The sequence below is a fragment of the Amycolatopsis sp. NPDC004079 genome, from assembly GCF_040610415.1.
GTDB classification, from domain to species: domain Bacteria; phylum Actinomycetota; class Actinomycetes; order Mycobacteriales; family Pseudonocardiaceae; genus Amycolatopsis; species Amycolatopsis halotolerans.
Genome location: NZ_JBEXMH010000063.1, coordinates 25795 through 48710, shown reverse-complemented (window position 1 = coordinate 48710; position 22916 = coordinate 25795). Strand labels below are relative to the sequence as shown.

At 68.5% G+C, this 22916-nt stretch carries 20 protein-coding genes, 1 tRNA gene and 1 pseudogene; 10 read left to right on the top strand and 12 right to left on the bottom strand.

Annotation, left to right across the window (positions count from 1 at the left end; translation table 11 throughout):
* Positions 1-2063 precede the first annotated feature (2063 nt).
* Positions 2064-2561, bottom strand: coding sequence for an Lrp/AsnC family transcriptional regulator (locus ABZX37_RS40200; protein WP_116202834.1), 498 nt, complete (start codon positions 2559-2561; stop codon positions 2064-2066).
* Positions 2562-2741: 180 nt separating this feature from the next.
* Between ABZX37_RS40200 and ABZX37_RS40195 the strand changes: the two genes are divergently transcribed.
* Positions 2742-4268, top strand: a complete 1527-nt coding sequence (locus tag ABZX37_RS40195; protein WP_354748759.1) for an APC family permease — start codon at positions 2742-2744, stop codon at positions 4266-4268.
* On the opposite strand, the gene lysA is transcribed toward ABZX37_RS40195, so the two are convergent.
* Both lysA and ABZX37_RS40185 read right to left on the bottom strand, forming a co-directional pair.
* On the bottom strand, positions 4265-5599 hold the full coding sequence (lysA, locus tag ABZX37_RS40190; protein ID WP_354748757.1) for a diaminopimelate decarboxylase: 1335 nt from the start codon (positions 5597-5599) through the stop codon (positions 4265-4267). The two genes, ABZX37_RS40195 and lysA, sit on opposite strands and share 4 nt — an antisense overlap.
* A 408-nt stretch (positions 5600-6007) precedes the next feature.
* Positions 6008-6910 carry a dihydrodipicolinate synthase family protein gene (locus ABZX37_RS40185; protein ID WP_354748755.1) on the bottom strand — a complete coding sequence of 301 codons (903 nt, stop codon included), beginning with the start codon at positions 6908-6910 and terminating at the stop codon, positions 6008-6010.
* A gap of 171 nt (positions 6911-7081) precedes the next feature.
* Here ABZX37_RS40185 and ABZX37_RS40180 point away from each other — a divergent pair.
* A pseudogene (locus ABZX37_RS40180) lies at positions 7082-7785 on the top strand (class I SAM-dependent methyltransferase).
* A 33-nt stretch (positions 7786-7818) separates the two neighbouring features.
* Here the strand turns inward: ABZX37_RS40180 and ABZX37_RS40175 are convergent.
* On the bottom strand, positions 7819-9048 hold the full coding sequence (locus tag ABZX37_RS40175) for a M20 family metallopeptidase (protein ID WP_354748753.1): 1230 nt from the start codon (positions 9046-9048) through the stop codon (positions 7819-7821).
* A gap of 76 nt (positions 9049-9124) precedes the next feature.
* On the opposite strand from ABZX37_RS40175, the gene ABZX37_RS40170 reads away from it, so the two are divergent.
* The 5 genes from ABZX37_RS40170 to ABZX37_RS40150 all read left to right on the top strand — a co-directional run bounded on the left by ABZX37_RS40170 (position 9125) and on the right by ABZX37_RS40150 (position 11431).
* Positions 9125-9607, top strand: coding sequence for a tRNA adenosine deaminase-associated protein (locus ABZX37_RS40170; protein WP_116202841.1), 483 nt, complete (start codon positions 9125-9127; stop codon positions 9605-9607).
* Positions 9608-9630: 23 nt separating this feature from the next.
* A complete protein-coding gene (locus ABZX37_RS40165) occupies positions 9631-10071 on the top strand; it encodes a nucleoside deaminase (protein ID WP_354748751.1) in 441 nt (146 codons plus the stop codon).
* Between the two features lie 43 nt (positions 10072-10114).
* Positions 10115-10201 (top strand) — tRNA-Ser (locus tag ABZX37_RS40160).
* A 90-nt stretch (positions 10202-10291) separates the two neighbouring features.
* The gene (locus ABZX37_RS40155; protein ID WP_354748749.1) at positions 10292-10615 is read left to right on the top strand and encodes a hypothetical protein; all 324 of its coding nucleotides are present in this window, start codon (positions 10292-10294) and stop codon (positions 10613-10615) included.
* Positions 10616-10636: 21 nt separating this feature from the next.
* The gene (locus ABZX37_RS40150) at positions 10637-11431 is read left to right on the top strand and encodes an SAM-dependent methyltransferase (RefSeq protein ID WP_354748747.1); all 795 of its coding nucleotides are present in this window, start codon (positions 10637-10639) and stop codon (positions 11429-11431) included.
* Here the strand turns inward: ABZX37_RS40150 and ABZX37_RS40145 are convergent.
* A complete protein-coding gene (locus ABZX37_RS40145; protein WP_354748745.1) occupies positions 11428-11997 on the bottom strand; it encodes a hypothetical protein in 570 nt (189 codons plus the stop codon). The genes ABZX37_RS40150 and ABZX37_RS40145 overlap by 4 nt on opposite strands.
* The gene (locus ABZX37_RS40140) at positions 11997-12290 is read right to left on the bottom strand and encodes a hypothetical protein (protein ID WP_354748743.1); all 294 of its coding nucleotides are present in this window, start codon (positions 12288-12290) and stop codon (positions 11997-11999) included. The genes ABZX37_RS40145 and ABZX37_RS40140 overlap by 1 nt, the downstream gene beginning before the upstream one ends.
* Positions 12291-12615: 325 nt before the next feature.
* Here ABZX37_RS40140 and ABZX37_RS40135 point away from each other — a divergent pair, with 325 nt between their 5' ends.
* A complete protein-coding gene (locus tag ABZX37_RS40135) occupies positions 12616-13536 on the top strand; it encodes a TauD/TfdA family dioxygenase (RefSeq protein WP_354748741.1) in 921 nt (306 codons plus the stop codon).
* Here ABZX37_RS40135 and ABZX37_RS40130 read toward each other — a convergent pair whose 3' ends face one another.
* The gene (locus ABZX37_RS40130) at positions 13537-14103 is read right to left on the bottom strand and encodes a TetR/AcrR family transcriptional regulator (protein ID WP_354748740.1); all 567 of its coding nucleotides are present in this window, start codon (positions 14101-14103) and stop codon (positions 13537-13539) included.
* A 93-nt stretch (positions 14104-14196) separates the two neighbouring features.
* Here ABZX37_RS40130 and ABZX37_RS40125 point away from each other — a divergent pair, with 93 nt between their 5' ends.
* Positions 14197-14904 (top strand): alpha/beta hydrolase, encoded by a 708-nt coding sequence (locus ABZX37_RS40125; RefSeq protein ID WP_354748738.1) that lies wholly within the window; start codon positions 14197-14199, stop codon positions 14902-14904.
* A gap of 367 nt (positions 14905-15271) precedes the next feature.
* Here the strand turns inward: ABZX37_RS40125 and ABZX37_RS40120 are convergent, their stop codons facing one another.
* A complete protein-coding gene (locus ABZX37_RS40120; protein WP_354748736.1) occupies positions 15272-16288 on the bottom strand; it encodes a CapA family protein in 1017 nt (338 codons plus the stop codon).
* Between the two features lie 125 nt (positions 16289-16413).
* Between ABZX37_RS40120 and ABZX37_RS40115 the strand changes: the two genes are divergently transcribed.
* Entirely contained in the window at positions 16414-18915 is a 2502-nt protein-coding gene (locus ABZX37_RS40115) for an endonuclease/exonuclease/phosphatase family protein (RefSeq protein WP_354748734.1), read from the top strand.
* A 60-nt stretch (positions 18916-18975) separates the two neighbouring features.
* On the opposite strand, the gene ABZX37_RS40110 is transcribed toward ABZX37_RS40115, so the two are convergent.
* Genes ABZX37_RS40110 through ABZX37_RS40095 form a run of 4 tightly spaced genes read right to left on the bottom strand, consistent with a single transcriptional unit; the run spans position 18976 to position 22616 of the window.
* Positions 18976-19347 (bottom strand): hypothetical protein, encoded by a 372-nt coding sequence (locus ABZX37_RS40110; RefSeq protein WP_344266039.1) that lies wholly within the window; start codon positions 19345-19347, stop codon positions 18976-18978.
* On the bottom strand, positions 19344-22094 hold the full coding sequence (locus ABZX37_RS40105; protein ID WP_354748732.1) for an FtsK/SpoIIIE domain-containing protein: 2751 nt from the start codon (positions 22092-22094) through the stop codon (positions 19344-19346). Before ABZX37_RS40105 ends, ABZX37_RS40110 begins: the two co-directional genes overlap by 4 nt.
* A gap of 7 nt (positions 22095-22101) precedes the next feature.
* On the bottom strand, positions 22102-22350 hold the full coding sequence (locus ABZX37_RS40100; RefSeq protein ID WP_354748730.1) for a hypothetical protein: 249 nt from the start codon (positions 22348-22350) through the stop codon (positions 22102-22104).
* A 5-nt stretch (positions 22351-22355) separates the two neighbouring features.
* Complete coding sequence (locus ABZX37_RS40095) at positions 22356-22616, bottom strand: hypothetical protein (RefSeq protein ID WP_009084635.1); 261 nt, start codon at positions 22614-22616, stop codon at positions 22356-22358.
* Between the last annotated feature and the right edge of the window lie 300 nt (positions 22617-22916).

Here is a 22916-nt window from a genome sequence, read left to right as displayed (position 1 = left end):
CCACGAAGCCATGATCTACATCGCCATGATCATGACCATGTCCCGACGACTCACCCGCAACACAGACCAGTGACATCAGTTCTCAGACGCCCTCTCAGGGATTGCGGGAGGCGGCCGCAGCGGCTGGGGACTGGGGGAAGGCGGCTGCGGTGGCTGAGGTTCGCGGAAGGTAGCTGCGGCGACTCAGGGATTGAGGGAAGCGGCTGCGGTGGTTGGGGACTGTGGACGGCGAGCGCGGTCGCTGAGGGATTGCGGGAGGCGGCCACGGTGGTCGGGGCCTGTGGGAGGCGGTCGCGGTGGCTGAGGATTGCCGGAGGCGGACGTCTGGCTGGGGTTTGCGGGAGGCGGCCGCGGCGACTCGGGGATTGCGGAAGACGGGCATAGCGGCTGGGGACTGTGGAACCGACTTGTTGGCCGAAGGTCGATACGGAATCCGGGGCGCGCTATTCCGACTGCGCAGTAGGCAAATTCGAGTCGTGCGGCCGTTCGGAGGCATTAGCGAAACTGATGGCTTCGGCCAGTCGGTCTAATCGGGAAGGGAGCGTAATAGGCACCGGATTGGAGCTTCGGAGTGGCTGGTCGCGAATTCGGTCGGGGGTGAGCGCTGGTCTCGGAGCCGTTTTTTCGGGGCCAGTGACGTCCCGGTGAGTGGGACAAGGCTTGCCGTGCGGAAGGCGCGCGGAAATCGGCGAGCGTTCCCGTGCCGGGGGCTGGGGCAGGGAACGTCGGTGTGCGACCGAAGGCGGGCCAGCGTCGATGCTGGGGCGGGATTCCGGGGCCGTTGGTGGAACCGGTGCTGGGGCCGGAGTCCCGTGCCTGGTCGGCACGGATGCCGGTGGCTCGGGCTGACGCCCGTTGCCGGGGCCGACGTCTCCGTCTTCGACGGGCGACGTCGGGTGGTGGGTGGTGCCGGGACCGGCGTCGTTGCCGGAAATGGGGCTAAACCTGCTACGTCGCCGGTTCGGCCTCGTTGCTGGAACTAGCGGCCAAGCCTGCTACGTCGCCAGTTCGGCCTCGTTGCTGGAACCGGCGGCTAAGCATGCTTCGTTGCTGGGGCCAGTGGCCAGGCTGGAGCTGGGTTCTTGCACGCGGAGCGTGCGTCGCGCCAGCGTCGTTGCTGGAAACGGTCGCCGGGTGGGAATCCCGTGCTGGCCAGCGTCGTTGCTGGGCCAGCAGTGGGGCTGGGCTCCGGGCTGGAACTCGCGTTTGAGCCGGAGCCCGTTGCCGGGACCAGCGCTCGTGCCCGGCTCCCGAAGCCGCGACCAGCGCTGATGCTGGAACTGGAACTCCGTAGCCAGTGCCGGACTCCCGAAGTCCGGACCTGCGCCTGAAACCGATCGCCTGCCTGAACTCGGCCGATCCAGCCAGTGGAGACCGACTGGGATCGGCGGTCCGAGGAACCGTGCCTTGTCCCGGCTCGTAGGCCAGTCAAGGCAGGCCAGGAGTGCCAGCCGCGGCGGTCGTCCAAGGGCCGTGCCTGCGGAGCTCGGTGGTCCAGTCCAGTTCAGGAGCCAGCCGAGCCAGCTCCGGGGACCGGCCCGATCCAGTCCGCGAAGCCAAACCGACGCAGCCGGGGGTACCGGCCCGATCAGGACCGACAGCTCGAGCGCGCCAGCCCGAGGGCATCGCCCGATGTCCCAAGCCGAGTACTCCAGTCCGGGAACTAAGGCCGGAAGCCCAGCCCGAGCCGAGTGTTCAGCCCGGGAATCAAGGCCGAAAGCCCGGCGTGAGCCGAGTGCTTCAGTCCGGGGACTAGGGACCGAAACCTGAACCGCGTGCTCCGGTCCGAGGACTAGGGACCGAAAGCCCATCCAAACCGAGTGCTCCAACCCAAGGACCAAGACCAAAAGCCCAGCTCAGGAACCCAGCCAGGTATCCGCCCGGCCGAAGAAACCCAGCCGAACAACCGGTCCGTCCGCGCCAGGTGGAGAACCCGGCTAGCCGCGCACCTCAGACCGAGAACCCCACCGAGAACCCAGTCTGAGCACGCCAGCTCATGCACTCAGCCGCAAAACCAGCCATAGACCCAGGCCATGGACCCAGCCGCGAAACCGACCCGCGGGTCAGGCAGTCAGCCGTCCCCACGAGTAGTCCTGTTTCGCGAGCTTCAGGTACACGAACAGCTCCGTCGCGACGACTCCCGCGATTGGCCGTACCTCGTCGCCGAGTACGGACAGCAGGTGGTCGTCGTCGCGGCACAGCAGTTCCGCCAGCAGGTCGAAGCGGCCCGAGCAGAGTGCCACCTGGTGTACGTCGGCGACCTTGGCCAGTTGCTGAGCCACTTCGCGGGCGTCTCCGTCCACCGTGATGCCGACCATGGCCCTTCGGGTCAGGTCGACGTGTTCCGGCGAGGTCACGGCGACTATCTGCACCATTTCCTCTCGCAGCAGCCGCTGTACTCGCTGCCGCACCGCGCCTTCCGAAAGACCCACCGCCTTGGCCAGCGCGGTGAACGACGCCCTGCCGTCTTCCTGTAACAGCGTGATGAGCGTCCGGTCGGTCCCGTCTAGCGCTCTCGGAGCACGCGGTTCCTCGATTTTCGTACGGTTTTCGTCACCCATGCCGTCCCTCCCTGTGTTTCGGCATGTGATTCGTCAGACGCGCAGCGTATCGGCAGGAGCCGGAGAGCAGGAGACCCTTTCCCGTTTTCTTCTCCAGATGGCGGACATGCGGCCGCCGTTCTGGCTCGGGCAAACGCCGGGTACGGTCGCGGACCGCCGATCTCGAGGAGGAATATTCCAATGACCGAAGCCGTCGCCGCGCCTGTGGTGCCGGCCAAGGGGCTCCGCTCGAACGCGCTGGGCATGGTGTCTTCGACGGTGATCGGAATGTCGTCGACCGCCCCGGCTTATTCGATCGCGGCGACGCTCGGGTTCATCGTGCTCGCCGGAACGGGGTTCAAGGCCGCCGCGTTCGTGTTGCTGTCGTTCGTTCCGGTGTTGTTCGTCGCTTTTGCCTTCAGGGAACTCAATGCGGCCGAACCCGATTGCGGCACCAACTTCACGTGGGCCACCCGCGCGTTCGGCAGTCGCGTCGGCTGGATGACCGGCTGGGTCGTCCTCGTGGAACAGCTGCTGGTGATGAGCAGTCAGTCGGCGCTGACCGGCCGGTACACGCTGCTGCTCTTTGGTCTAGACGACCTCGCGAACAACCGCGCGGTGACGACGGCGATCGGCTGCGCGTGGCTGCTCGCGTTGTGCTGGCTGTGCTACCGCGGCATCGAGGTGTCCGCGCGGGCGCAGTGGGTCCTCCTCGGCATCGAACTGGCCGTCCTGGCGATCTTCTCTGTCGTAGCGCTTTCGCGCGTCTACGGCGGCACTGCGGGCCCGCAGGCGACGACGCCGCGATGGGACTGGCTGTGGCCGAACGGGGTCAGCGTCGGGACGGCGGTGTCGGCGGTGCTGCTCGCGGTTTTCATCTACTGGGGCTGGGAGAGTTCGCTTTCGGTGAACGAGGAATCGGCTGATCCGCGGCACGCGCCGGGCCGGGCGGCGATTCTGTCGACTGTGCTGCTGGTGCTCAACTACCTGCTGGTGACCGTCGCGGCGCTGGCCTTCGCGGGCGTTGGCGAGCACGGGATCGGGCTGGCCAACGAGGCGAACGCCGAGGACGTGCTCGCCGGGTTGGGCGGCGCGGTGTTCGGAACGTCCGGTTTCGGGAAGGTCATGGGGGTGCTGCTGATCGTGTCGGTGCTGACCAGCGGCGCGGCCACGAGCCAGGCGACGATCATGCCCGCCGCGCGCACGACGTTGTCGATGGCCAGCCACGGCGCGCTGCCGAAGGTGTTCGGCCGGGTGCATCCGAAGTATCAGACGCCTTCGGTGACCACCTGGACGTTCGGGTTGGTGTCGCTCGCTTTGTACGTGCTGCTGGCGTTGTGGAGCCGGAACGTGCTCGCGGATTCGGTCGACGCGGTCGGGCTCACGATCGCGATCGAGTTCACGGTGACGGCGCTCGCTTGTGTGTGGGTGTTTCGTCGGACGCTGTTGTCGAGCGTGCGCAATTTCTTGCTTCGCGGCTTACTGCCCTTCGTAGGCGGCGTATTCTTCCTGGCGGTACTGGTGCTCGCGGCGATCGCGTACGCGAAGCCTGACGCCGGAGAGACCACTGTGTTCGGCGTCGGCGGTGTCGCGGTGATTGGCGTCGTAGCGATCCTCGTGGGCTTCCCGTTGATGTTTGCCGTGCAACGCGCCTGCCGTGACTTCTTCGCTGGGCGACGTCTGACGCGCGGCACCGTTGCCCGCGGCGGTCAGACCATCGAGAGCTAGCAGCGGCGAAGCAGGTCTTCTTCGGTTTCGCGGCGTACGAGGAGCGTCGCGTGTCCGTCGCGGACGCCGACCAGCGGTGGGCGGCCGACGAGGTTGTAGTTCGACGCGAGCGAGTGGTGGTACGCGCCGGTGCACGGTACGGCCAGCAGATCGCCGACGTGGATGTCGTCGGGCAGGCAGACGTCCGCCAGTACGTCGCCGGACTCGCAGTGTCGTCCGACAACCGTCATCGGCGTACGCGCGGCCTTCGTGCGACGGCCGACAAGACGCGCGGTATAGCGCGCGCCGTACAGCGCGGGGCGCGGGTTGTCGCTCATGCCGCCGTCGACAGCGACGAAGGTGCGCGCGCCGCGTTTCACGGCGCACACGCGGTAAACGGTGATCCCGGCCGGTCCGACGATCGCGCGGCCGGGCTCGATTGTCAGACGTGGCAACGGGAAGTCGCGTGACGAGCACTCGTAGCCCAGGGCGACGCGGAGGCGGCGCGCGTACCCGTCGAGGTCGAAGGACGCTTCACGGTCGGCGTACGGCACTGCATGGCCGCCGCCGAGATCCAAGTCTCGCAACGTGATTCCGTATTGGTCGCGGATGCGGACGAGCACTTCGACCATCTTTCGCGCGGCTTCTTCGTAACGGTCCACACGGGACACTTGTGAACCGATGTGGCAGTGCAGTCCGGTCAGTTGCAGGCTCGGCTGCGAAAGTACTGCTGCGACAGCGCGGTCGACGTTGTCGCGTACGTCGGGGCGTAGCGAGAAGCCGAACTTCTGTCCTTCGGTGCCTGTCGTGATCGCAGCGTGCGTGTCGCCACTGACGCCGGGCGTAACGCGGATGAGGACGCGTTGCGCGCCATGCGCGAGGGCGCCGAGCTGCTCGACTTCGTCGAGAGAGTCGAGGACGATGCGGCCGACGCCATACTGCAGCGCGGCTTTCAGGTCTTCGGGCGTCTTCGCGTTGCCGTGCAACAGAATGCGCTCCGCGGGAAATCCGACAGCGCGCGCGACGGCGATCTCACCGGCGGAGCACGTGTCGAGCGACAGTCCTTCTTCGGCGACCCAACGCAACACTGCACGCGTACAGAGCGCCTTGCTCGCGAAGGCGACGTCGGCCTCCGGCAGTGCACGCCGGTACGCGCGGGCCGTGTTGCGCACCTGTTCCTCGTCGAGGAGGTAGGCGGGCGTACCGAAGCGCGCGGCCAGGTGACTGACCGGCGCGCCGGCGAAGAGCAGCTCACCGCCTTCGCCGAGCCTCGTGCCTTGCGGCCAGAGTCCCGGTTCTAGATGGTCGGCGGCCTCGCAGCCGAGACTCGGGAGCAGCTCGCTGAGCGTCACGGTTACCTCCGGTCGATGTCGATCGCGGCGAACATCGCCAGCACACTGCGCCGACCCCGGCCCGGAACGTCCCGGAAACGGGCCCCTGACGGTCCCGGCGGTCGTGCTGACGTGTTTTTAACGCGCGAGTAACCTCCGCCACACCCCGGTTGAGCTGGGGTTTGCTGAGTTTCCCGGTGATCGGCCGTCCTGCCGGACATGGTTGAACAGATGACAGACTGCGCGAGCGAGACCGAGACTCTGCTGCGCGCGTGGCACGGCCGTTCGACGTACGCGGGCCGCGTCCCGATGTCGCGGCGCCGTGGTTGCAGCCTGCGCCCGACAGCGTGCTTCAGCGCTCAGCACGACGAAGCGGCCTTCGCTGAACTGCTGCGCGAAGACGTGCGTCGCAGGCACGCGCCTGACGAGTTACGAAAGCCCCCACGAGGACAGGATTTCGAACAGCTGGTCCCGTTCGGCGGCCGTCAGCAGCCTGCTCGGCGGCCGCACGTCGGGGCGGCACAGGCCGAGTTGGGAGAGCGCGTCCTTGACCACGCTGACGTTGTTGGCGTTGCCCTCCGCGGCGCGCATCTGCTCGAACGGGCGGATGCGGTCCCAGATCTCCATCGCTCCGGCGAAATCGTGGTTGCGCAGGTGGCGGAACAGGTCGAGCGAGATCTGCGGCGCGACGTTCACCAGGCCGGAGGTGAAGCCCGTCGCGCCGACCGCGAAGTACCCAGGGGCGGACAGTTCGGCGAGGCCCGCGATCCATACGAAGCGCTCGTACCCCGCGTCGCGCGCGACAGTGCGGAAGCGCACTGGGTCCGGCACGGCGTACTTCACGCCGAGCACGTTCGGCGCGGCGTCGGCGAGCTGCGCTAGGTCTGAACCTTCGATGGCGGGGTTGCGCACGTACAGGACAACCCCGAGCTCGGGCACTTCGTTCGCGATGGCGCGGTGGTAGTCGATCCAGCCCGCGCGCGAGACGTACGGGTGCACGGGCTGATGGATCATCACCATGTCCGCTCCAGAAGCGCGCGCGTGCTTCGCGGCCCTCGCGGCTGTACGCACGTCATGGCCGACGCCAGCAAGCACGCTCGCCTCGCGCGCGGCCTTCGTGGTGACTTCGAGGCACTGTCGCGTTTCTTGCTCGTCGAGCGCGTAGAACTCGCCGGTGTTGCCGTTCGGCGTGACGACCTCGACGCCGCTCAGCACGAGCCGTTCGACTAACCGCTCGTACGTTTCGGCGTCCACGTCTCCGGCCGCGGTGAACGGGGTCACCGGGATCGCCACCACACCGGCGAGTCGCTGTCGCTGTTTCTCGAACGCCACGAGCAGATCCGATCTGATATATGATGTCTCGTCAGAACGGAGGGTAACACGAGGACGTCCGGGACAATCGTCCTGATCTTTGGGATAGCTGTCCCAGAAGAAGGGCAAACCATGGCCGGACCTGGGGAAAGCCGGGTGGCCGAAGGGGCGGCTTTGGGTACCGTGACGCGGGTGCCCGATGCGATATTCGCCGATCCCCGCCTCGCGCCGATCTATGACACCTTCGACGGCGACCGGGTCGACCTGCCCCGCGTACGTCCGCATCGCCGACGAGTTGAACGCTCGCCGGGTGCTGGACGTCGGCTGCGGGACGGGCTGCCTGGCGGTCTTGCTCGCCGAAACCGGGCGCGCGGTCGTCGGCGTCGATCCGGCCGAGGCGTCGCTCGACATCGCGCGGGCGAAGGACAGCCGGGTCGATTGGCGGCACGGAGACGCGACGACCCTGCCCGCGCTCGACGCGGATCTCGCGGTGATGACCGGGAACGTCGCGCAGGTCTTCCTGACCGACGACGACTGGGCCGCGAACCTCCGCGGGATCCGGACGGCGCTACGACCCGGCGGGCATCTGGTGTTCGAGACCCGGCGGCCGGAGTACCGCGCTTGGGAGACCTGGGACGTGCCGCCGCACACCCGCGAAGTGCCGGGGATCGGAGCGGTGCAGCAGCGAGTCGAGGTCACCGAAATCCGGCTGCCGCTTGTCTCGTTCCGCATGACCTACACGTTCCTGGCCGACGGCCTCGTCCTCACCTCGGAGTCGACCCTGAGGTTCCGCAGCCGGGACGAGCCTGCGAGAGCAGGGCTACCGCGTCGCCGACCTCCGGCAGGCACCCGACCGGCCGGACCGCGAATTCGTCTTTCTCGCACAAGCCGAGTGAACCGGCCCGCCCCAGTCAAGGGCGGGCCGGAGCTCAGCGCAGGGCGTCCAGTGCGAACGCGGTGTACATCGCGACCCCGGCGGCCATCGCTGGTTCGTGGAACTTCACCCGGTTCGAGTGGTTGTCCTCCGTGGTCGCCGGGTCCGCTCCCGGCTCCCGCGCCCCGATGAACGCGAACGCGCCCGGAACCCGTTGCAGCACATACGAGAAGTCCTCCGCGCCCATGATCGGCGTGGTCAGCTCCTCGACGTTCTCCGCGCCCAGCACCTCGGCGCCCAGCGACAACACCTCAGCCGCGACCCGCGGGTCGTTGACGGTCGTCGGGTAACCCGGGTCCACTCCGGCCGACACGCGGCATCCGTGGGCCGCGCCGACCGCCTCGCACACCTTCGGCAGTTCCTCGCGAACGAAGGAACGCGTCGTCTCCGACAGGGTGCGAATGGTCCCCTCGAGCACCGCCGTCTCGGGGATGATGTTCGTCGTCGTTCCGGCCACGATGCGGGTCACTGAAACCACCGCCGGGTCGAAGACGCTGATCCGCCGCGTGACCATCGTCTGCAGCGCGCTGACCATCGCGGCCGCGGCCGGGACCGGGTCGATGGCGTCGTGCGGAGCCGAACCGTGGCCGCCGCGGCCGGTGACCTCGACACTGAACGTGTCGGCTGAGGCCATCATCGGCCCGCCGCGCACCTGCAGGACGCCGCTCGGGCTGTTGGCGATCGTGTGCAGGCCGAAAGCTCGCGTGACGCGCGTGCCGGCCGCGTCCAGCACGCCCTCGTGGATCATGTGCCGCGCGCCGTGGAGGCCTTCCTCGCCCGGCTGGAACATGAACACCACCGAACCGGCCAGGTCGTCGACGCGCTCGGACAGCAGCCGCGCCGCCGAAGCGAGCATCGCGACGTGCGTGTCGTGTCCGCAGGCGTGCATCGAGCCGTCGATCTCGGACGAGAACTCCAGGCCGGTGTCCTCGGTCAGCGGCAACGCGTCCATGTCGGCCCGCAGCAGGATGGCCGGTCCGGGACGGGCCCCGCGCAGCACGCCGGTGAGCGACGTCGTGGAGCGGCCGTCGGTGAGTTCGATCGGCAGGTCGGCCAGCGCGGCGCGGATCGCCGCCTGGGTGCGCGGCAGCTGCAAGCCCTGTTCGGGGTGCCGGTGCACAGCGCGGCGGAGCTCGACAGTGCGGTCCTGCAGCTGCCGTGCGGCGTCGAGCAGCCCGGCGTGCCGATTGCCGGGCAGGGTGGGGAGGTCGGTGGGTCCGGTCATGGCTCGATAGTGGCACCTCGCACGCTTCGGGCGCACCGTGCGTGCGTTCGCCAGCGAGGCGGAATACGGTGTGCGCATGGCGGTGCAAGAGCCGGTCACGGGCTTCGCGATAGCTGTGGTCCGTGAAGACGGTCGGTGGCGGTGCAGTGCGCTCGATTCCTCGGCGCTCACAGAACTGGATGCGGCGATCACCGAGCTGAGCAAGCTCCGGTCGACCGGGGCGGCGTTCGGCCTGCTGGCCGTCGACGACGAGTTCTTCGTGATCGTCCGGCCGAGCCCGAGGGGACCGTCGCTGCTGCTGTCGGACGCCGCCGCGGCGCTCGACTACGACATCGCGGCGGACGTCCTCGACGTGCTGCGCGTCGACCCGCCCGACGAGGACGACGACGCCGTGTGGCCCGAGGGCGACCTCGAGATCCTGGCCGACCTCGGCCTTCCCGGCGGCGAGCTGGAGGTGATCGTCGGCGAGGTCGACCTCTACCCCGACGAGCAGCTCCAGATGATCGCCCAGCGGTGCGGGTTCGAGGCCGAGTTCTCGAAACTGCTGGACCAGCTCTGAGACGGCCGGACGACATCGAGGCCGTGCGGGCCGCGCTGGACGCGGCCCGCGCTCCTGGTGCCGACGTGCCCATCGGCGCGGTCGTCTTCGACCCCGACGGGCGCCCGCTGGCCGCCGCCCGCAACGCGCGCGTAGAGCTGGCTGACCCCACCGCACACGCGGAGGTCCTCGCACTGCGCGCGGCGGCTCGCAAATTCGGCGACGGCTGGCGGCTCGAAGGCTGCACGCTCGCGGTCACGCTGGAGCCCTGCACGATGTGCGCCGGCGCGCTCGTGCTCGCCCGTGTCTCGCGGCTGGTGTTCGGGGCCTGGGAGCCCAAGACGGGCGCGGTGTCGTCGCTGTGGGACGTCGTGCGCGACCGCCGCCTCAACCACCGGCCGGAAGTCCTCGGCGGAGTGCTCGAAAACGACTGCGCCGCCCTGCTCGAGGCGTACTTCGCGGACCGTCGCGCCGGGGCCGAGTAACCCCCGCCGCACCCCGCGGCAGGGGTCCGGTATTGTTCTCGGCGGTGGCGTGTCCGAGCGGCCGAAGGAGCACGACTCGAAATCGTGTGACGGTTAATCCCGTCCGTGGGTTCAAATCCCACCGCCACCGCTCTTCACGAACGAACCCCGACCGGGCACTCCGGCCGGGGTTCGTTCGTTTGACCTTCCGGTAGCTGGTCCCCGTACCGGAGGTGGCGCGTTGTACATCTATGCCCGGCGTCGGTCGCTCACGTTCAGCGGCAAGCAGGTGACGATCAAGGCCGCGATCAAGGACGGGCTGTTCGGAGCGGACAAGAGACACAGCTTCGCGGTCAGCAAGATCAGCGACGTCAGCAACACCGAACCGGGGGCGTTCGGCCCGGGGTGTCTCAAGTTCAAGGTGACCGGGGCGTCGACGGCGGTGATCGAGAACCCGGCGTCTGGCGGCGACAAGGCTGATCTGTGCACCTTTTACTACAGTTCGTCCGACAAGAAGAAGGTGCGCCGGCTGGTCGAGGAGATCAAAGCCCTGATGCCGAAGTAGCTTCGTCCGTACGCTGGGCTCATGAGCGAAGAGCTTCCGCCGGTCGGGAAGACCGCGGTTGGGGTGGCTGGGCTTCGTGCGTTGGAGAGCGGGCGGCCGGACCGGCTGTTCGAGGACCCGTACGCGGGCGCGTTCTTCCATGCCGGGCGCGCGATCTTCGAAGGCAAGGAGCGGGATTCCCGGCTCGGGATGGTGTTCGCGCAGCAGGTCGCGATCCGCACCCGGTTCTTCGACGACTTCGTTTCCGGCGGGACGCAGACGGTGCTTCTCGCGGCCGGTCTCGACGCCCGTGCGTTCCGGCTCGACTGGCCGGACGGCGCGCGGGTGTTCGAGGTCGACCTGCCGGATGTGCTCGCGTTCAAGGAAGCCGTGCTGGCCGAACAAGGCGCGCGACCCAAGTGCGAGCGCACGGCCGTTCCGGTGGATCTGCGGGATAACTGGGCCGCTGCCTTGAAAAACGCGGGATTCGATCCGGGACAGCCGACGGTTTGGCTCGCCGAAGGCCTGCTCATCTACCTCAGCCGGGACGAGGCGGAGCGGCTGCTGACGACCGTCACCGAGTTGTCCGCACCAGGCAGCCGGATTTCGTTCGAGCACCGGCCGGACGGCGAGCGGGACGGGCTGCTGGACCATGCTCGCAACGTCGGCGGCGAGGTCACGTCACTCTGGCTCGGCGGTCTGGCCGGAGACGCTCCGGAGTGGCTCGCCGAGCACGGCTGGCGGCCGGAAACCGTTACTGTCGCGGAACTCGCCGTCCAATACGGACGCGAGCCGTTGGACAGCACGCGCGGCGGATTCGTGACCGCGACCCGCTAATTTTCTTCCTGCAGCACCGGTGTTCCGAAGGCGTCGAGGAAAGTCGTTGCCTCTCCTATGGTCGCGACGCCGCGAGCGACCGCTTCGGCGATAGTCCCGCACGCCTCTCGGACCGCCGGTTCCGCGGACCGGTCTCCCGCCAAGAGCGCGACAGCTGCCGGGGACACGCCTTCCGCGATCAGCATGACTCGCGCCGCGGTCTGATCTGCCAGCCGGTCAAGGAGATCCGCCAGATCCAAGCCGACCGACGCGGTGCGGGCCGCGGCTTCGGCGGCCTGGCGGTAGTGCGCGTCCAGTTCGTCGGCGCTGCCCCGGAATTGCGCGGCCGGTTCGCCGCCCCATTTGCGTTCCGCGCTGTGCGCCCCGCGTTCGAATTCCAGGCGGGCCATGACCAAAACGTCGCGGCCGCCCGACAGGGTGCGCGCCGATTCGCGGATCGTCTGCGGGGAACAGTCGATCTGCCTGAGCGCGGTGACCGGGTCCGGTGCGCCGATCGCGGCGGCCGCGGCGCCCAATGACGCAAGCCCGGCGGCCGCGTTGTCCAGCGCCGGGTGGAGGAACGGCATCAACTCAGCAGCGCCGTCGCGATCGTCGGACGGTGGTGGTGGCCGCGGGCGGCCATCCGCAATTGGCCGGCGAGATCGGACGTCGCGTCGCCGAGGATGCGCGCGTCGACGTCCCGCGCGGCGAGCGCGGCCTCCCACCGGGCGGCGATTTCCCGTGCGGGCTCGGAAATCCCCCACGGAGTCGATTCGAGACGGGCTTCGGAGAACCGGCCCGCCGCGCGGTCCGCGTCGGCAGCCGCTCGATCGAGCGCGTCCGCGGCGGCGTTGAGCCGCTCGCTCGTCGAACCTGCCATCGGGACCTCCGCTTCCGGGAGAGCGCGAACCGCGGTCCGCCACCCTCTGGAGAGATCTAACCCCATCGAGGCGGCCCGGGTCACTCGGCCGGGCGTGCGACGATTCCACATCGTGGGGATCCTTGACCGGGAGTTCCCTACACCGCCAGAATTGGAGTCATGCCAGAGAACCGGGAAGTGCCGCTAGCCGGCCGTGCCCCGGCGCGGTCGGACGGATAGGGCGTCGCCGCCCTCCTGAGGCGTCGCGGTCGTCTCGGCTCTCCTCCCGCGTAGGCGATTTTCCGCTGCTACAGCCGAATTCACCTATTCTTCCGGGAGTACCGCCATGTCTGTAGACCTGCCTGCCCGCCTGCGTTCGTCCGTGACGCCGGACGACGGAATCCTCGAAGGCCCGCGCGTGCTGCGCCGGCTTTCCGGCGCCGAAGCTCCGTACGAGCTGTTCACCCTGCGCCCGCTCGGACGGGTGATCGGCGCTGAAATATCCGGAGTGGACCTCGGTGCGCCGGTGCCGCCGCCGTTGCGCGCCGAGCTGAACCGCGCGCTGCTGGAGTGGAAGGTGCTGTTCTTCCGCGACCAGCACATCACCTCTGAGCAGCAGCGCGCGTTCGCCGCGAACTGGGGCGAGCTGGAAACGAACCCGTTCATCCCGCGGGGAGATTCCGACCAGGTCGTGCGGTTCACCCGCACCGCCGGGATGCCCGGGTACGAAAACATCTGGCACACCGACGTCACCTGGCGGCCGAATCCGGCGCTCGGTTCGGTGCTTCGGCTGGTCGAGGTCCCGCCGATCGGCGGAGACACGATGTGGGCCGACATGGCCGCCGCCTACGACAACCTGCCCGCCGACGTCCGCGAGCGGATCGACGGCCTGACCGCGGTACACGACTTCATCCCCGGTTTCGACCGGTTCACCGACCCGGATCTGCTGGCCCAGTGGCAGGACGCGTACCCGCCGGTCGAACACCCGGTGGTGCGGACCCATCCGGAGACCGGACGGCGGACGTTGTTCGTGAACCAGGCGTTCACCACGCACATCGTCGGCCTCGACCGCGCCGAAAGCGACCGGCTGCTGCGGTATTTGTTCCTGCAGGCGCACACGCCGGAGTTCCAGGTGCGGTTCCGCTGGGAGCCGGATTCGGTGGCGTTCTGGGACAACCGCGCGACCCAGCACTACGCGGTCAACGACTACCACCCGCACGTCCGGATCGCGGAGCGCGTCGCGATCGTCGGGGATCGGCCGTACTGATCAGCGGATGACTCCGGTGAGGACGGTGTCGACAAGTCGTTCGAAGTAGGCGTCGTCGGCGGATTTCGCTCGGATCAGAGTGTGGAACCACAGGTTTCCGCCGAGCAGATCCATGAGCATCTCCGCATCCGCGGCGTCGGCTAGTTCGCCTCGGTCTCGGGCGCGGTCGAAGACGGCCTGCTCACGGCCGAGGCGGTCGGCGAAAAAGCGTCCGGCTGCCTCGGCGGTGGCGGGACGGTCGGGCAGCGCGGAGACGACGGCGGTGATGACGCGCCGGTTCGCGGGATCGGCCAGCAGGCGGTGGATCTGCTTCGCCAGTGCGAGGAGGTCGCCGCGCAGGGAGCCGGTGTCGGGGATGGCGAAGGCCAGTTCCGGGGCCTGGACCAGCGCATCGGCGAGGACCTCGTCCTTGGTCGCCCACGTGCGGTAGATCGTCGTTTTGTGCACTCCGGCCTGCGCTGCGACCGCTTCGATCGTCAGTGCGTCGTAACCGCGTTCGGCCAGCAGCGAGAGGGTCGCGGAGAAGATGGCGTCCGCCTTGCGCGGGCGGGAGGCAGTCCGGTCCATGGCCCGATCCTAGCTCGATTTGCAACGGTGCGTTGCATTCGGTAGACCAGTGATATGCAACGCTCCGTTGCAAACTGGGCGAAGGGTGGAGACATGAGCGAAGTACTGCCGGTGGTTTTCGTGCACGGCATCCGGCTGTCCGGGGCGTGCTGGCAGCAGCAAAAACGCCTGGCGCGCGGTCGAGTGGCCGCGCCGGACCTGCCGGGGCACGGGACGCGGCGCGGGGAAAAGTTCACGCTCGACGGCGCGGTCGACGCGGTCGTCGACGCCATCGATGAGGTGGGCGGACGGGCGGTCCTGGTCGGGCATTCGCTCGGCGGCTACGTCTCGATCGCGACCGCGGCCCGGCATCCGGAGCGGGTCGTTTCCCTGGTGGGAGCTGGATGTTCGCTCGCGCCGAGTTCGGTGCTGCGCGGCGGTTTCCGGTTCGCCCGGCGTGGCTTGGCGACGACCGCTGACGACGGTGCGTCCTTCAGCGCGTGGCTGCTCCGCCGCGTTCTCCCCGAGGAAGTCGCCGAGCCGGTCATCGCTGCGGGAATCGCGTCCGAGGTCATTCCCGACGCGATGGAAGCGGCCGCCGGGATGGACCCCCTAGCCGACCTCGCGCGGTACCCGGGGCGGGTACTTCTGCTCAACGGCCGTCACGACCACTTCCGCCTTGGCGAACGCCGATTCTTGGCTACCTGCCAGGACGGAGCGCTGCAGATCGTGCCGGGGGCCGGTCACTACCTGCCGCTCACCCACGGAGAAACGTGTGCGCGCGTGGTGGACGGCGTCGCGTCGGCTCTCGTCAGCGGATAGTGCTCACGAGTGGCGAGGCAGGCCGCCTTCCTCCCCCTCCCGCGCTCCCCCGCGCGGTCAAGGCGGCGCCTCGCCACTCGCGAGGCTTCCCCGGGGCAAATCCGTGGAGCCGCGGTCGCGGGCGAAGCGGAAAGTCCCGCGCCCGCGGCTGTTTTCCCGGGTGGTGGCACCCGCGCACTCGACGACGGTCAACCCCCACGTGACCGTGTCGCCTCCCCCTGCGAGGTGCTACCCGTGAGCTCGAAAGTGGTCCAGGCCACAGTTTCCGTGCTCATCGGTAAGGTACTCCCGCCCGGTACCGGTCGACCCCGGGCTTGAGCTGCATTTAAGGCAGATGCGCCGTCCGGGTGACGACGGGATGGGCGGTCTAGCCGCGAAGTCCTTCGACGGTCGCGAAGCCATCACTGACCGTCACGTTCGTTCCGCGCCGCGCGGACAGGTCTACCAGCCGCCGCAGCGCGTCGTCGGCGTCCGTTCCCGTCAACGGTACGCATTCGTTGTCTTCGTCGCGGCGGATCGGCACCAATTCGACCCGCATCTGCTCGCCGACGACGCAACCGGCGAGCAGGCCGTCGCGGTGCCGGTCGCGCATGGCGGGCCAGTCGAAGACGAGGTTGCCCAGGCTGTAGAGGATCGGGCAGCCGCGGTAGACCTCGACCGGTTGCACGGTGTGCGGTCCGTGGCCGACGACCAGGTCGGCGCCGGCGTCGATGATCGCGTGCGCGTAGGTCACCTGGTACTCGGTCAGTTCTTCGCCGGGGATGCCCCAATGCATCGACACCACGACGTGGTCGGCCTCGGCGCGGGCGCGGCGGATGTCGGCGAGCAGCAGCTCCAGGTCGCGGCGGACCGGTGTGGTGTGCACGATCGGCGGGCGGCCGGGAACGTCCAGGACGCGCGGATCCGGTTGGTACGACGTGTAAGCGCCCGCCGCGGCGACGCCCGGGGAGTCTTCCGTCGCTTCCTGTCCGACCGGCCAGCACAGCGAGGTGTAGGCGAGGAACGCGATCCGGCCGCCGGGCCGTTCGAGGATCGCCGGCGCGTGCGCTTCGGCGAGGTTCGCGCCCGCGCCGCAATGCGCGATTCCGGCGCGGTCCAGCACGGTGAGGCTCGCCATCGCCGCGGCCGGCGGGTAGGTGACGTTGTTGGCCACCGACACGACGTCGATCTCGGCGGCGGTCAGCGCGGCGACCATCTCCGGCGGCGAGTGCCGCCAGTTCGGCTTGTGCGGGATGTCCATGCCGGTCGAGCCGGACAGCGGTCCCTCGAGATTCACGAACCGCACATCGGCACCGGTGAGCAGCGAGGTCAACGGGTGGAACGCCGTTTCCGGGTTCGCGCGGCCCTGCAGGTTGACGTCTCCGCCGAGTACGAGCGTGATCATTGCGTCAACCCGTCCAAAGGAGGAATTCCCTCCAGCTCGTTACGAATCGTTGCCCTTTCGTCTTCCTCTGCTTCGCTTGTTCGGGGGACGATGCCTCGACCGTTGACATGCAGAGGGGACTCAGGGTGACCATATCCCGTCGTCCCGCCGGGGGCCGCAGCGCCGGTGGGGCAAGACTGACCAGAGGCGCGGTTGCCGTCTCCGCCGCTGCTCTCGTGCTCGGCGGGCTGGCCGCGCCCGCTTCGGCGGCCCCCAGCGCGGACGCCCTGATCGCCGAGGTCTACGGCGGCGGCGGCAATTCCGGCGCCACGCTGACCAACGACTTCATCGAGCTGGCCAACCACGGCGGCGCGCCCGTCGCGCTCGACGGCTACAGCGTCCAGTACCTGCCCGGTTCGGCGAGCGCGTCGAGCAAGTGGCAGGTCACGCCGCTCGCCGGGTCCGTCGCGCCGAAGGGCCGCTACCTCGTCGCGGAGGGGAAGGGCAACGGTGGCACGGTCGCGCTGCCGACGCCCGACGCGACCGGGGCCATCGCGATGTCCGCGACCGCCGGGACCGTTGCGCTCGTGTCCGACAGCGCGCCGCTGACCTGCAAGACCGCCGCCGATTGTGCGGCGGACAGCCGGGTCAAGGACCTCGTCGGCTTCGGCGATGCCGTTGTCCGCGAAGGGGATCCGGCTGCCGCGCCGTCCAACACGACCTCGGTCGCGCGCGCGGCGACGCTCGCTGACACCGACAACAACAGCGCGGACTTCACTGTCGGCGACCCGACGCCCACCAACACCAAGGGCGAGACCACCGGCACGCAGCCGGGCGAGCCGGGTGTTCCGGCGAAGATCCACGACATCCAGGGCACCACGCGGATTTCGCCGTTCAAGGACAAGCAGGTCGAGGACGTCACCGGAGTCGTCACCGCGGTGCGCAGCTTCGGCTCGGCGCGCGGGTTCTGGATGACCGACCCGCACCCGGACAGCGATCCGCGCACCAGCGAGGGCCTGTTCGTGTTCACCGGATCGACGACGCCGGACGTGGCGGTCGGCGACGCGATCACCGCGCAGGGCAAGGTCAAGGAGTACTACCCGGACGCGCCCGCGACCTCGAACTACCAGTCGCTGACCGAGCTGACCAGTGCACAGTGGACGGTCGACTCTTCGGGCAACCCCCTGCCCGCCCCGACCGTGCTGACTCCGGACCAGGTGCCGGATGTGCTGGCCCCCAACGCGGGCGGCAACATCGAACCGCTGCCGCTCGAGCCGTCGAAGTACGCGCTGGACTTCTGGGAATCGCACGAAAGCGAGATCGTCCAGGTTTCTGACGCACGGGTGGTGGGTCCGAGCAACAAGTACGGCGAGCTGTACGTGACCACGAAGCCGCAGCAGAACCCGACGCCGCGCGGCGGGACGGTGTACCTTGGGTACGACAAGATCAACACTGGCGTGCTGAAGGTCCAGTCGATCATCCCGTCCTCGCAGCAGGCGGCTCCGAAGGTCAACACTGGCGACGTGCTCACCGGCGTCACCTCCGGTCCGGTGGAGTACAGCAACTTCGGCGGCTACACGCTGTTCGCGTCGAAGCTGGGTGCGGCGAAGGACAACAAGCTGCAGCGGGAAACCACGCGCAAGCAACGTCCGGGCGAGCTTTCGGTGGCGACGTACAACGTCGAGAACCTCGCACCGTCCGATTCGGACACCAAGTACGCGCAGCTCGCACACGGCATCGTCGACAACCTCGCGACGCCGGACATCGTTACCCTGGAGGAAATCCAGGACAACAGCGGTGCGACCGACGACGGCACGGTCGATGCGACCGAGACGCTGAAGAAGTTCACCGACGCGATCGTCGCCGCCGGCGGCCCGCAGTACCAGTGGCGGCAGATCAACCCGGTGAACGACCAGGACGGCGGACAACCGGGCGGCAACATCCGGGTCGGCTTCCTGTTCAACCCGTCGCGAGTGTCCTTTGTGGATCGCCCCGGTGGCGGCCCGACCTCTTCGGTGGGCGTCGTTTCCGACCACGGCAAGGCACACCTGACGCAGTCGCCGGGCCGGGTCGACCCGGGCAACGAGGCGTGGGAGGACAGCCGCAAGCCGCTGGCAGGCGAGTTCGTGTTCCGCGGCCGGACGGTTTTCGTGCTGGCCAACCACTTCAACTCCAAGGGCGGCGACCAGCCGACGCATGGCCGCTACCAGCCGCCGACGCGCGGTTCCGAGGTGCAGCGGCAGAAGCAGGCGACGGTTCTGCAGGGTTTCGTGGCGCAGCTGCTCGGCGCGGACCCGCGGGCGAACGTCGTGGTGGCTGGTGACTTGAACGACTATCAGTTCTCGCCTGCGCTGGCGAAGCTGACGTCGGGCGGGTTGTTGAAGGACCTGATCGCGACGCTGCCTCCGGCGGAGCGGTACAGCTATGTGTTTGAGGGGCAGTCGCAGGTGTTGGACCACATCCTGGCTTCTGCTGCTCCGCGTGGTGTCGATTACGACGTGGTGCATGTGAATGCCGAGTTCGCGGATCAGGCCAGTGACCATGATCCGCAGGTGGTCCGGTTCCGGCCTTCGGCGGGGAATCCGTTCGCGGACTTCGCGAATGATGTGCTCGATGGGCTGGATCGGTTGCTGCACCGTACGGCGTAACTAGTTGTCCGTGAGGGGAACCCCAAAGGACTCTGATTCCCTCAGGGTTCCCCTCACGGCTTAACGCTTCGCGCGCCAGCCGAGCCCCAGCACCGCCTGGACCAGCTCCTGGTAGCTCGGCTTGACCTCTTCCAAGTACCGGTCCAAATACTGCGGCCGAGCCGTAGTAACCGGCTGCGGATCGTCCAGTGCCTCAACGAAATTCAGCCGCGAAACATTGTGCAGCGCCATCTTCCACCACCGGCTCGCGCGCTCGCGGGTCTTCTCTTCCCGATCCTGCGCGGCGACCACCGCGGCTTGGGCGTCGGACAGCTGACGTTCGATTTCGTCCGCCCGCGCCAGTTCCCACGCGCGCAGGCTGTCCGCCGAACCGCGGGCCAGGCCGACGATTTCCTTGTACCGCATGGCGGGGCTGGTGGTTCCCTCAGTCACAGCGTGCCTCCCGCGGTCGGCTCGGTTTCCGGGCGCTGGAACGGGATGATGACTTCCGGCGCCCCGTGCGTGGTGCGGTCGAAGAACAATGCGCGGCCCGGTCGCGGCGACCAATGCACAACCTGGCCCGCGGCGAACGGCGACAGATCGTTGCCCTGGACGTCCAGCGCGGCCCAGGTCCCGATGTCGTCCGTGCCGCCGAAGCCGAGGGTGTCCTTGAGCCGCGCGATGCTGCGCCACCAGCCGATGGTGTGGACGCCGTGCGCGGGGCCGTTCTTGAGCAGCAAACGCAGGTGGTCGAGGCCGCTCTTCAGCTGTCCGACGGCCTTTGCCTCCAAAGAAGGCAACGCGGCGTCCACTCCGTACAGCAGCAGGACGCGCGGCGTCGTCGTGGAAAGCGATGCGACGATCGATTCCAGCTCGGTGGAGAGGTCTTCGGTGAGCGTCGCCAGGTGACCCTCGGCCTCCAGCCGGCTCTTCAGATCCAAGACTGCTGGCGAACTGGCCACGATCGGGCAGTGAAGCAGGAATTCGACCTGCCCGAGTTCCAGTTGCCGGGAAAGCGATCGTGCGGCGGAGTCCATAATGGACAGAGCCTCCGCCGTCGCGCCGCCGAGCACCGCGATGTTTCGGCCGGGTACCCGAGGCAGTTCGACACCGCACGCGGCCTCGGTGACATCGATCGACTGGCCCAGGATCGCCCTCGGCTGAGGACTCGGCTTGAGCTCCACGAACGCCGGGAACTGTTCCAGCACCGGCGAATGCGCACCGTCGAACAGGCGTGGCCGGGAGAAGCGGCCAGCATAGAGTTCCCACAGCTTTTGCTGAAGGTTCACGAAAACGTTGCGAGTGCTTGAATCCGGCACGTGCGCCAGCTGGTTCCCGTGCGCGACACCGGAATCGTGGTTGATCACCGCGTGCCACTTGGGTGCGGAAACAGCCGCGTTGTTCGTCTCCGCGAGCACCCGGCGCGCCTTCGGCATGGCGATGCGCAGCGTGCACTGTTCAAACACCGCGGGTTTGCCCCAGAAGGCTTCGATGCCTGCGACGTCTTGGCTGGCCAGCACCAGGTGAATGCCCTGCGAACGTCCGCGTCGGGCGATGTCTTCCAGTAACTGCGTGGCTTGCGCGGTGACCTGGTCACGTCCGGCGAAGAGGTACTGGAATTCGTCGATCACCGCGACGATCCGCGGCCAGTGTCCGCTCGGATCCTGTTCGCGCAGGTCAGCCAGGTTGGTGACCTCATGCTCCTTGGCGGCGGCAGAGCGGCGACGGAGTTCGTCGGCGAGGAAACGCAGCAGTGCCAACCCGAATTCGCGGTCGGTGTTGACGTTGACGCCGACCAGTTTCGCGTGCGGCAGCCAGCTGGAGTCCTTGCGACCGGGCGCGAGACCGGCGAACGAGACGCCTTCCTTGAAGTCGAGCAGGTATAACGCCAGCTCGTCGGGCGTGTAGCGCGCGGCGAGGCTTCCCAGCAGCGCGTACAGGAAGTTCGTTTTCCCCGAACCGCTCGGGCCGCCGATGAGCGCGTGCGGACTCGCGTCGCCGATCACCACTTCGACGGCTTCGCCCTCGTGGAATCCGATCGGCGCGCGCAGTTCCCGCGCGGAACTTTCCTTGCCGATCTCGGTCGGCATCAGGTCGGCGAACGACCTGGGCCCGCCTTGGCGGGAGATCAGCGCTTCGGCGATGCGGTTCGCCGCGCGGATGACCTGTCCGGACGGCATCGGCGGATCCAGGTCCACGACCAGGTCGCTGCCGGTCATGCTGCTGACCGCGCGGCGTTCGTCCAGCAGGCTGAGCGTTTCGATCGACGCGCTCACCGCGGTGGGCACGTCCACCAGGATCAGGCAGATCCCGGCCGCGAGCGCGCCGCTGGCCACGCGTTTGAGGTCGCGCGCGCGCTCCGCGTCGAGGGTTTCGCCGTTGCCGTACAGCACCGCGATCCGGTACGGCTCCAAGCGCTGGTTGGTGGCTTTTCGCAGTTCCCGCAACGAGGTGTGGCCCGCCTGCATGCCGGTGGCGTGGATCCGGCGGATGTGCCCGGCGAGTTCGTCGAGCAGATCCTCCAGCCGCGTCGGGTCGTACAGCGACAGCGCGCTCGTGCGGCTGAGCGGGTACAGGTCCGGCAGGATCGCGGTGAGCTGGCCGACGTCCCACAGGTGGATTTTCACCGCGCCGGGCTCGAACGCCGACAGCACGCGCATCAGCAGGCCCTGCACGATTCCGTCCACCACCGGCCGGGTTTTCGGCGCGGACGTGATGGCCAGGTGCGATTCGTCCAGCAGCGGCACGGCGACGTCGAACGTGCGCGAGATGTCGCGTCCGGCCGCGGTGGCCGAGCCGACCCGCCACAACCCCGGCGCGGTGACGCCGGAATTCGTGCCGACGCGGCCGAGCCATTCGCTGGGCGGCCGCCCGGCCGGGCCCGGCGCGTGCGCGGCGACGAGGTCGCGCAGTTCGCCGGGACCGGCGCTCCAGTCGGTGTAGAAGGCGGTGCGGGTGCCGCCGAGCGCGGCGAACACCTCGTGCGCGGCCGGATGTCGCGCCCACTCCGTCTGCTGGGCCGGGTCGGCGTGGTCCATGCCGACCCGGACGATCTCCTGTTCCAGCGTCAGCCGCGCCACCTCGGCCTCGGCCATTTCGCGCGCGCCGACCGCGGCCCCGAGCACGAGCCCGATCTGGTGCCGGACCCGGTCGAGAGCGGTTTGCACACGGTTGCGTTGCTCGGCTGACTTGCTGGCCATCTCATCCCTACAGGCGTGACTGGTATCCGCCCACTAGATCGTCGGCGGCGGCTAAACGGGTGAGGAGGTGTTCGAGCGCCTCGTCGGCCTGCGCCAATTGGCCCGGCAGCCACGGATCTGCCTTGGCCTGCGCGTCGACGAGTGCGCGCCGGGCGTCGCCGAGCAGAGCCTTCGCCCGCTCGGCATGCGCCCGTCCGTCGCCGACCCCCGCTCGCGCGGCGGTGAGCAACTGGTGGATTTCGGCGAGCCCCGACATCGGCGTTAAAGCCGCGCCGAGTAGGAATCGGCCGACGAGATGCCGGCCTGGATGGTGCTCTGCATGCCGGTGATTCCTTGCAGCGCTTCGGCGAGCAGGCCGTGCGCCTGGTTCACCTCGTGCTGGCTGCTGCCCTGGGTGGCTTGGGACAGCGACAGCTGTGCTTCTTCGAGTGCCTGCGCTGCCTGCTGCAGCGCGGCGATGCTCGCGGACGCCTTCTCGTTCGCGAGCGCGATACCAGCGCGGATCTCTTCCACTCCGGCCATGGGGGCGGGCTCCTCGGTGCGTCGTGGGCTGAAACGACCACATACAAACTTAGCGTGATCAGGTGTCTTCGGTAAGTAAGTGGGAACGGGAGAATCGACAAAGCCCCGGACGCGGTCGGCAGTCCGGGGCCAGTCGGGCGTCGGCTTCTCAGGTGCGCACGCGGGGCCCGAAACCCGCGTTTCAGCCTTCTGACCTGCGGGTTCTCGGTGTGTGTGCGACGGCCAACGCCCAGGTCAAAACGGTATTCGTGACACCGGGAAACCTCTCCGGACGGCTGCGATGAAGTCTGCGGCGAAGCC

What these genes read in the sequence shown, in the direction of transcription:
- ABZX37_RS40100 (WP_354748730.1), bottom strand. Translation starts at nt 22,350, where the DNA reads ATGTCGGGGCTCGCCGAAATCCACCAGTTGCTCACCGCCGCGCGAGCG.
- ABZX37_RS40195 (WP_354748759.1), top strand. Translation starts at nt 2,742, where the DNA reads ATGACCGAAGCCGTCGCCGCGCCTGTGGTGCCGGCCAAGGGGCTCCGC.
- ABZX37_RS40120 (WP_354748736.1), bottom strand. Translation starts at nt 16,288, where the DNA reads ATGATCACGCTCGTACTCGGCGGAGACGTCAACCTGCAGGGCCGCGCG.
- ABZX37_RS40135 (WP_354748741.1), top strand. Translation starts at nt 12,616, where the DNA reads ATGTCTGTAGACCTGCCTGCCCGCCTGCGTTCGTCCGTGACGCCGGAC.
- ABZX37_RS40130 (WP_354748740.1), bottom strand. Translation starts at nt 14,103, where the DNA reads ATGGACCGGACTGCCTCCCGCCCGCGCAAGGCGGACGCCATCTTCTCC.
- ABZX37_RS40140 (WP_354748743.1), bottom strand. Translation starts at nt 12,290, where the DNA reads ATGGCAGGTTCGACGAGCGAGCGGCTCAACGCCGCCGCGGACGCGCTC.
- ABZX37_RS40095 (WP_009084635.1), bottom strand. Translation starts at nt 22,616, where the DNA reads ATGGCCGGAGTGGAAGAGATCCGCGCTGGTATCGCGCTCGCGAACGAG.
- ABZX37_RS40150 (WP_354748747.1), top strand. Translation starts at nt 10,637, where the DNA reads ATGAGCGAAGAGCTTCCGCCGGTCGGGAAGACCGCGGTTGGGGTGGCT.
- ABZX37_RS40175 (WP_354748753.1), bottom strand. Translation starts at nt 9,048, where the DNA reads ATGACCGGACCCACCGACCTCCCCACCCTGCCCGGCAATCGGCACGCC.
- ABZX37_RS40200 (WP_116202834.1), bottom strand. Translation starts at nt 2,561, where the DNA reads ATGGGTGACGAAAACCGTACGAAAATCGAGGAACCGCGTGCTCCGAGA.
- ABZX37_RS40125 (WP_354748738.1), top strand. Translation starts at nt 14,197, where the DNA reads ATGAGCGAAGTACTGCCGGTGGTTTTCGTGCACGGCATCCGGCTGTCC.
- ABZX37_RS40145 (WP_354748745.1), bottom strand. Translation starts at nt 11,997, where the DNA reads ATGCCGTTCCTCCACCCGGCGCTGGACAACGCGGCCGCCGGGCTTGCG.
- ABZX37_RS40105 (WP_354748732.1), bottom strand. Translation starts at nt 22,094, where the DNA reads ATGGCCAGCAAGTCAGCCGAGCAACGCAACCGTGTGCAAACCGCTCTC.
- ABZX37_RS40170 (WP_116202841.1), top strand. Translation starts at nt 9,125, where the DNA reads ATGGCGGTGCAAGAGCCGGTCACGGGCTTCGCGATAGCTGTGGTCCGT.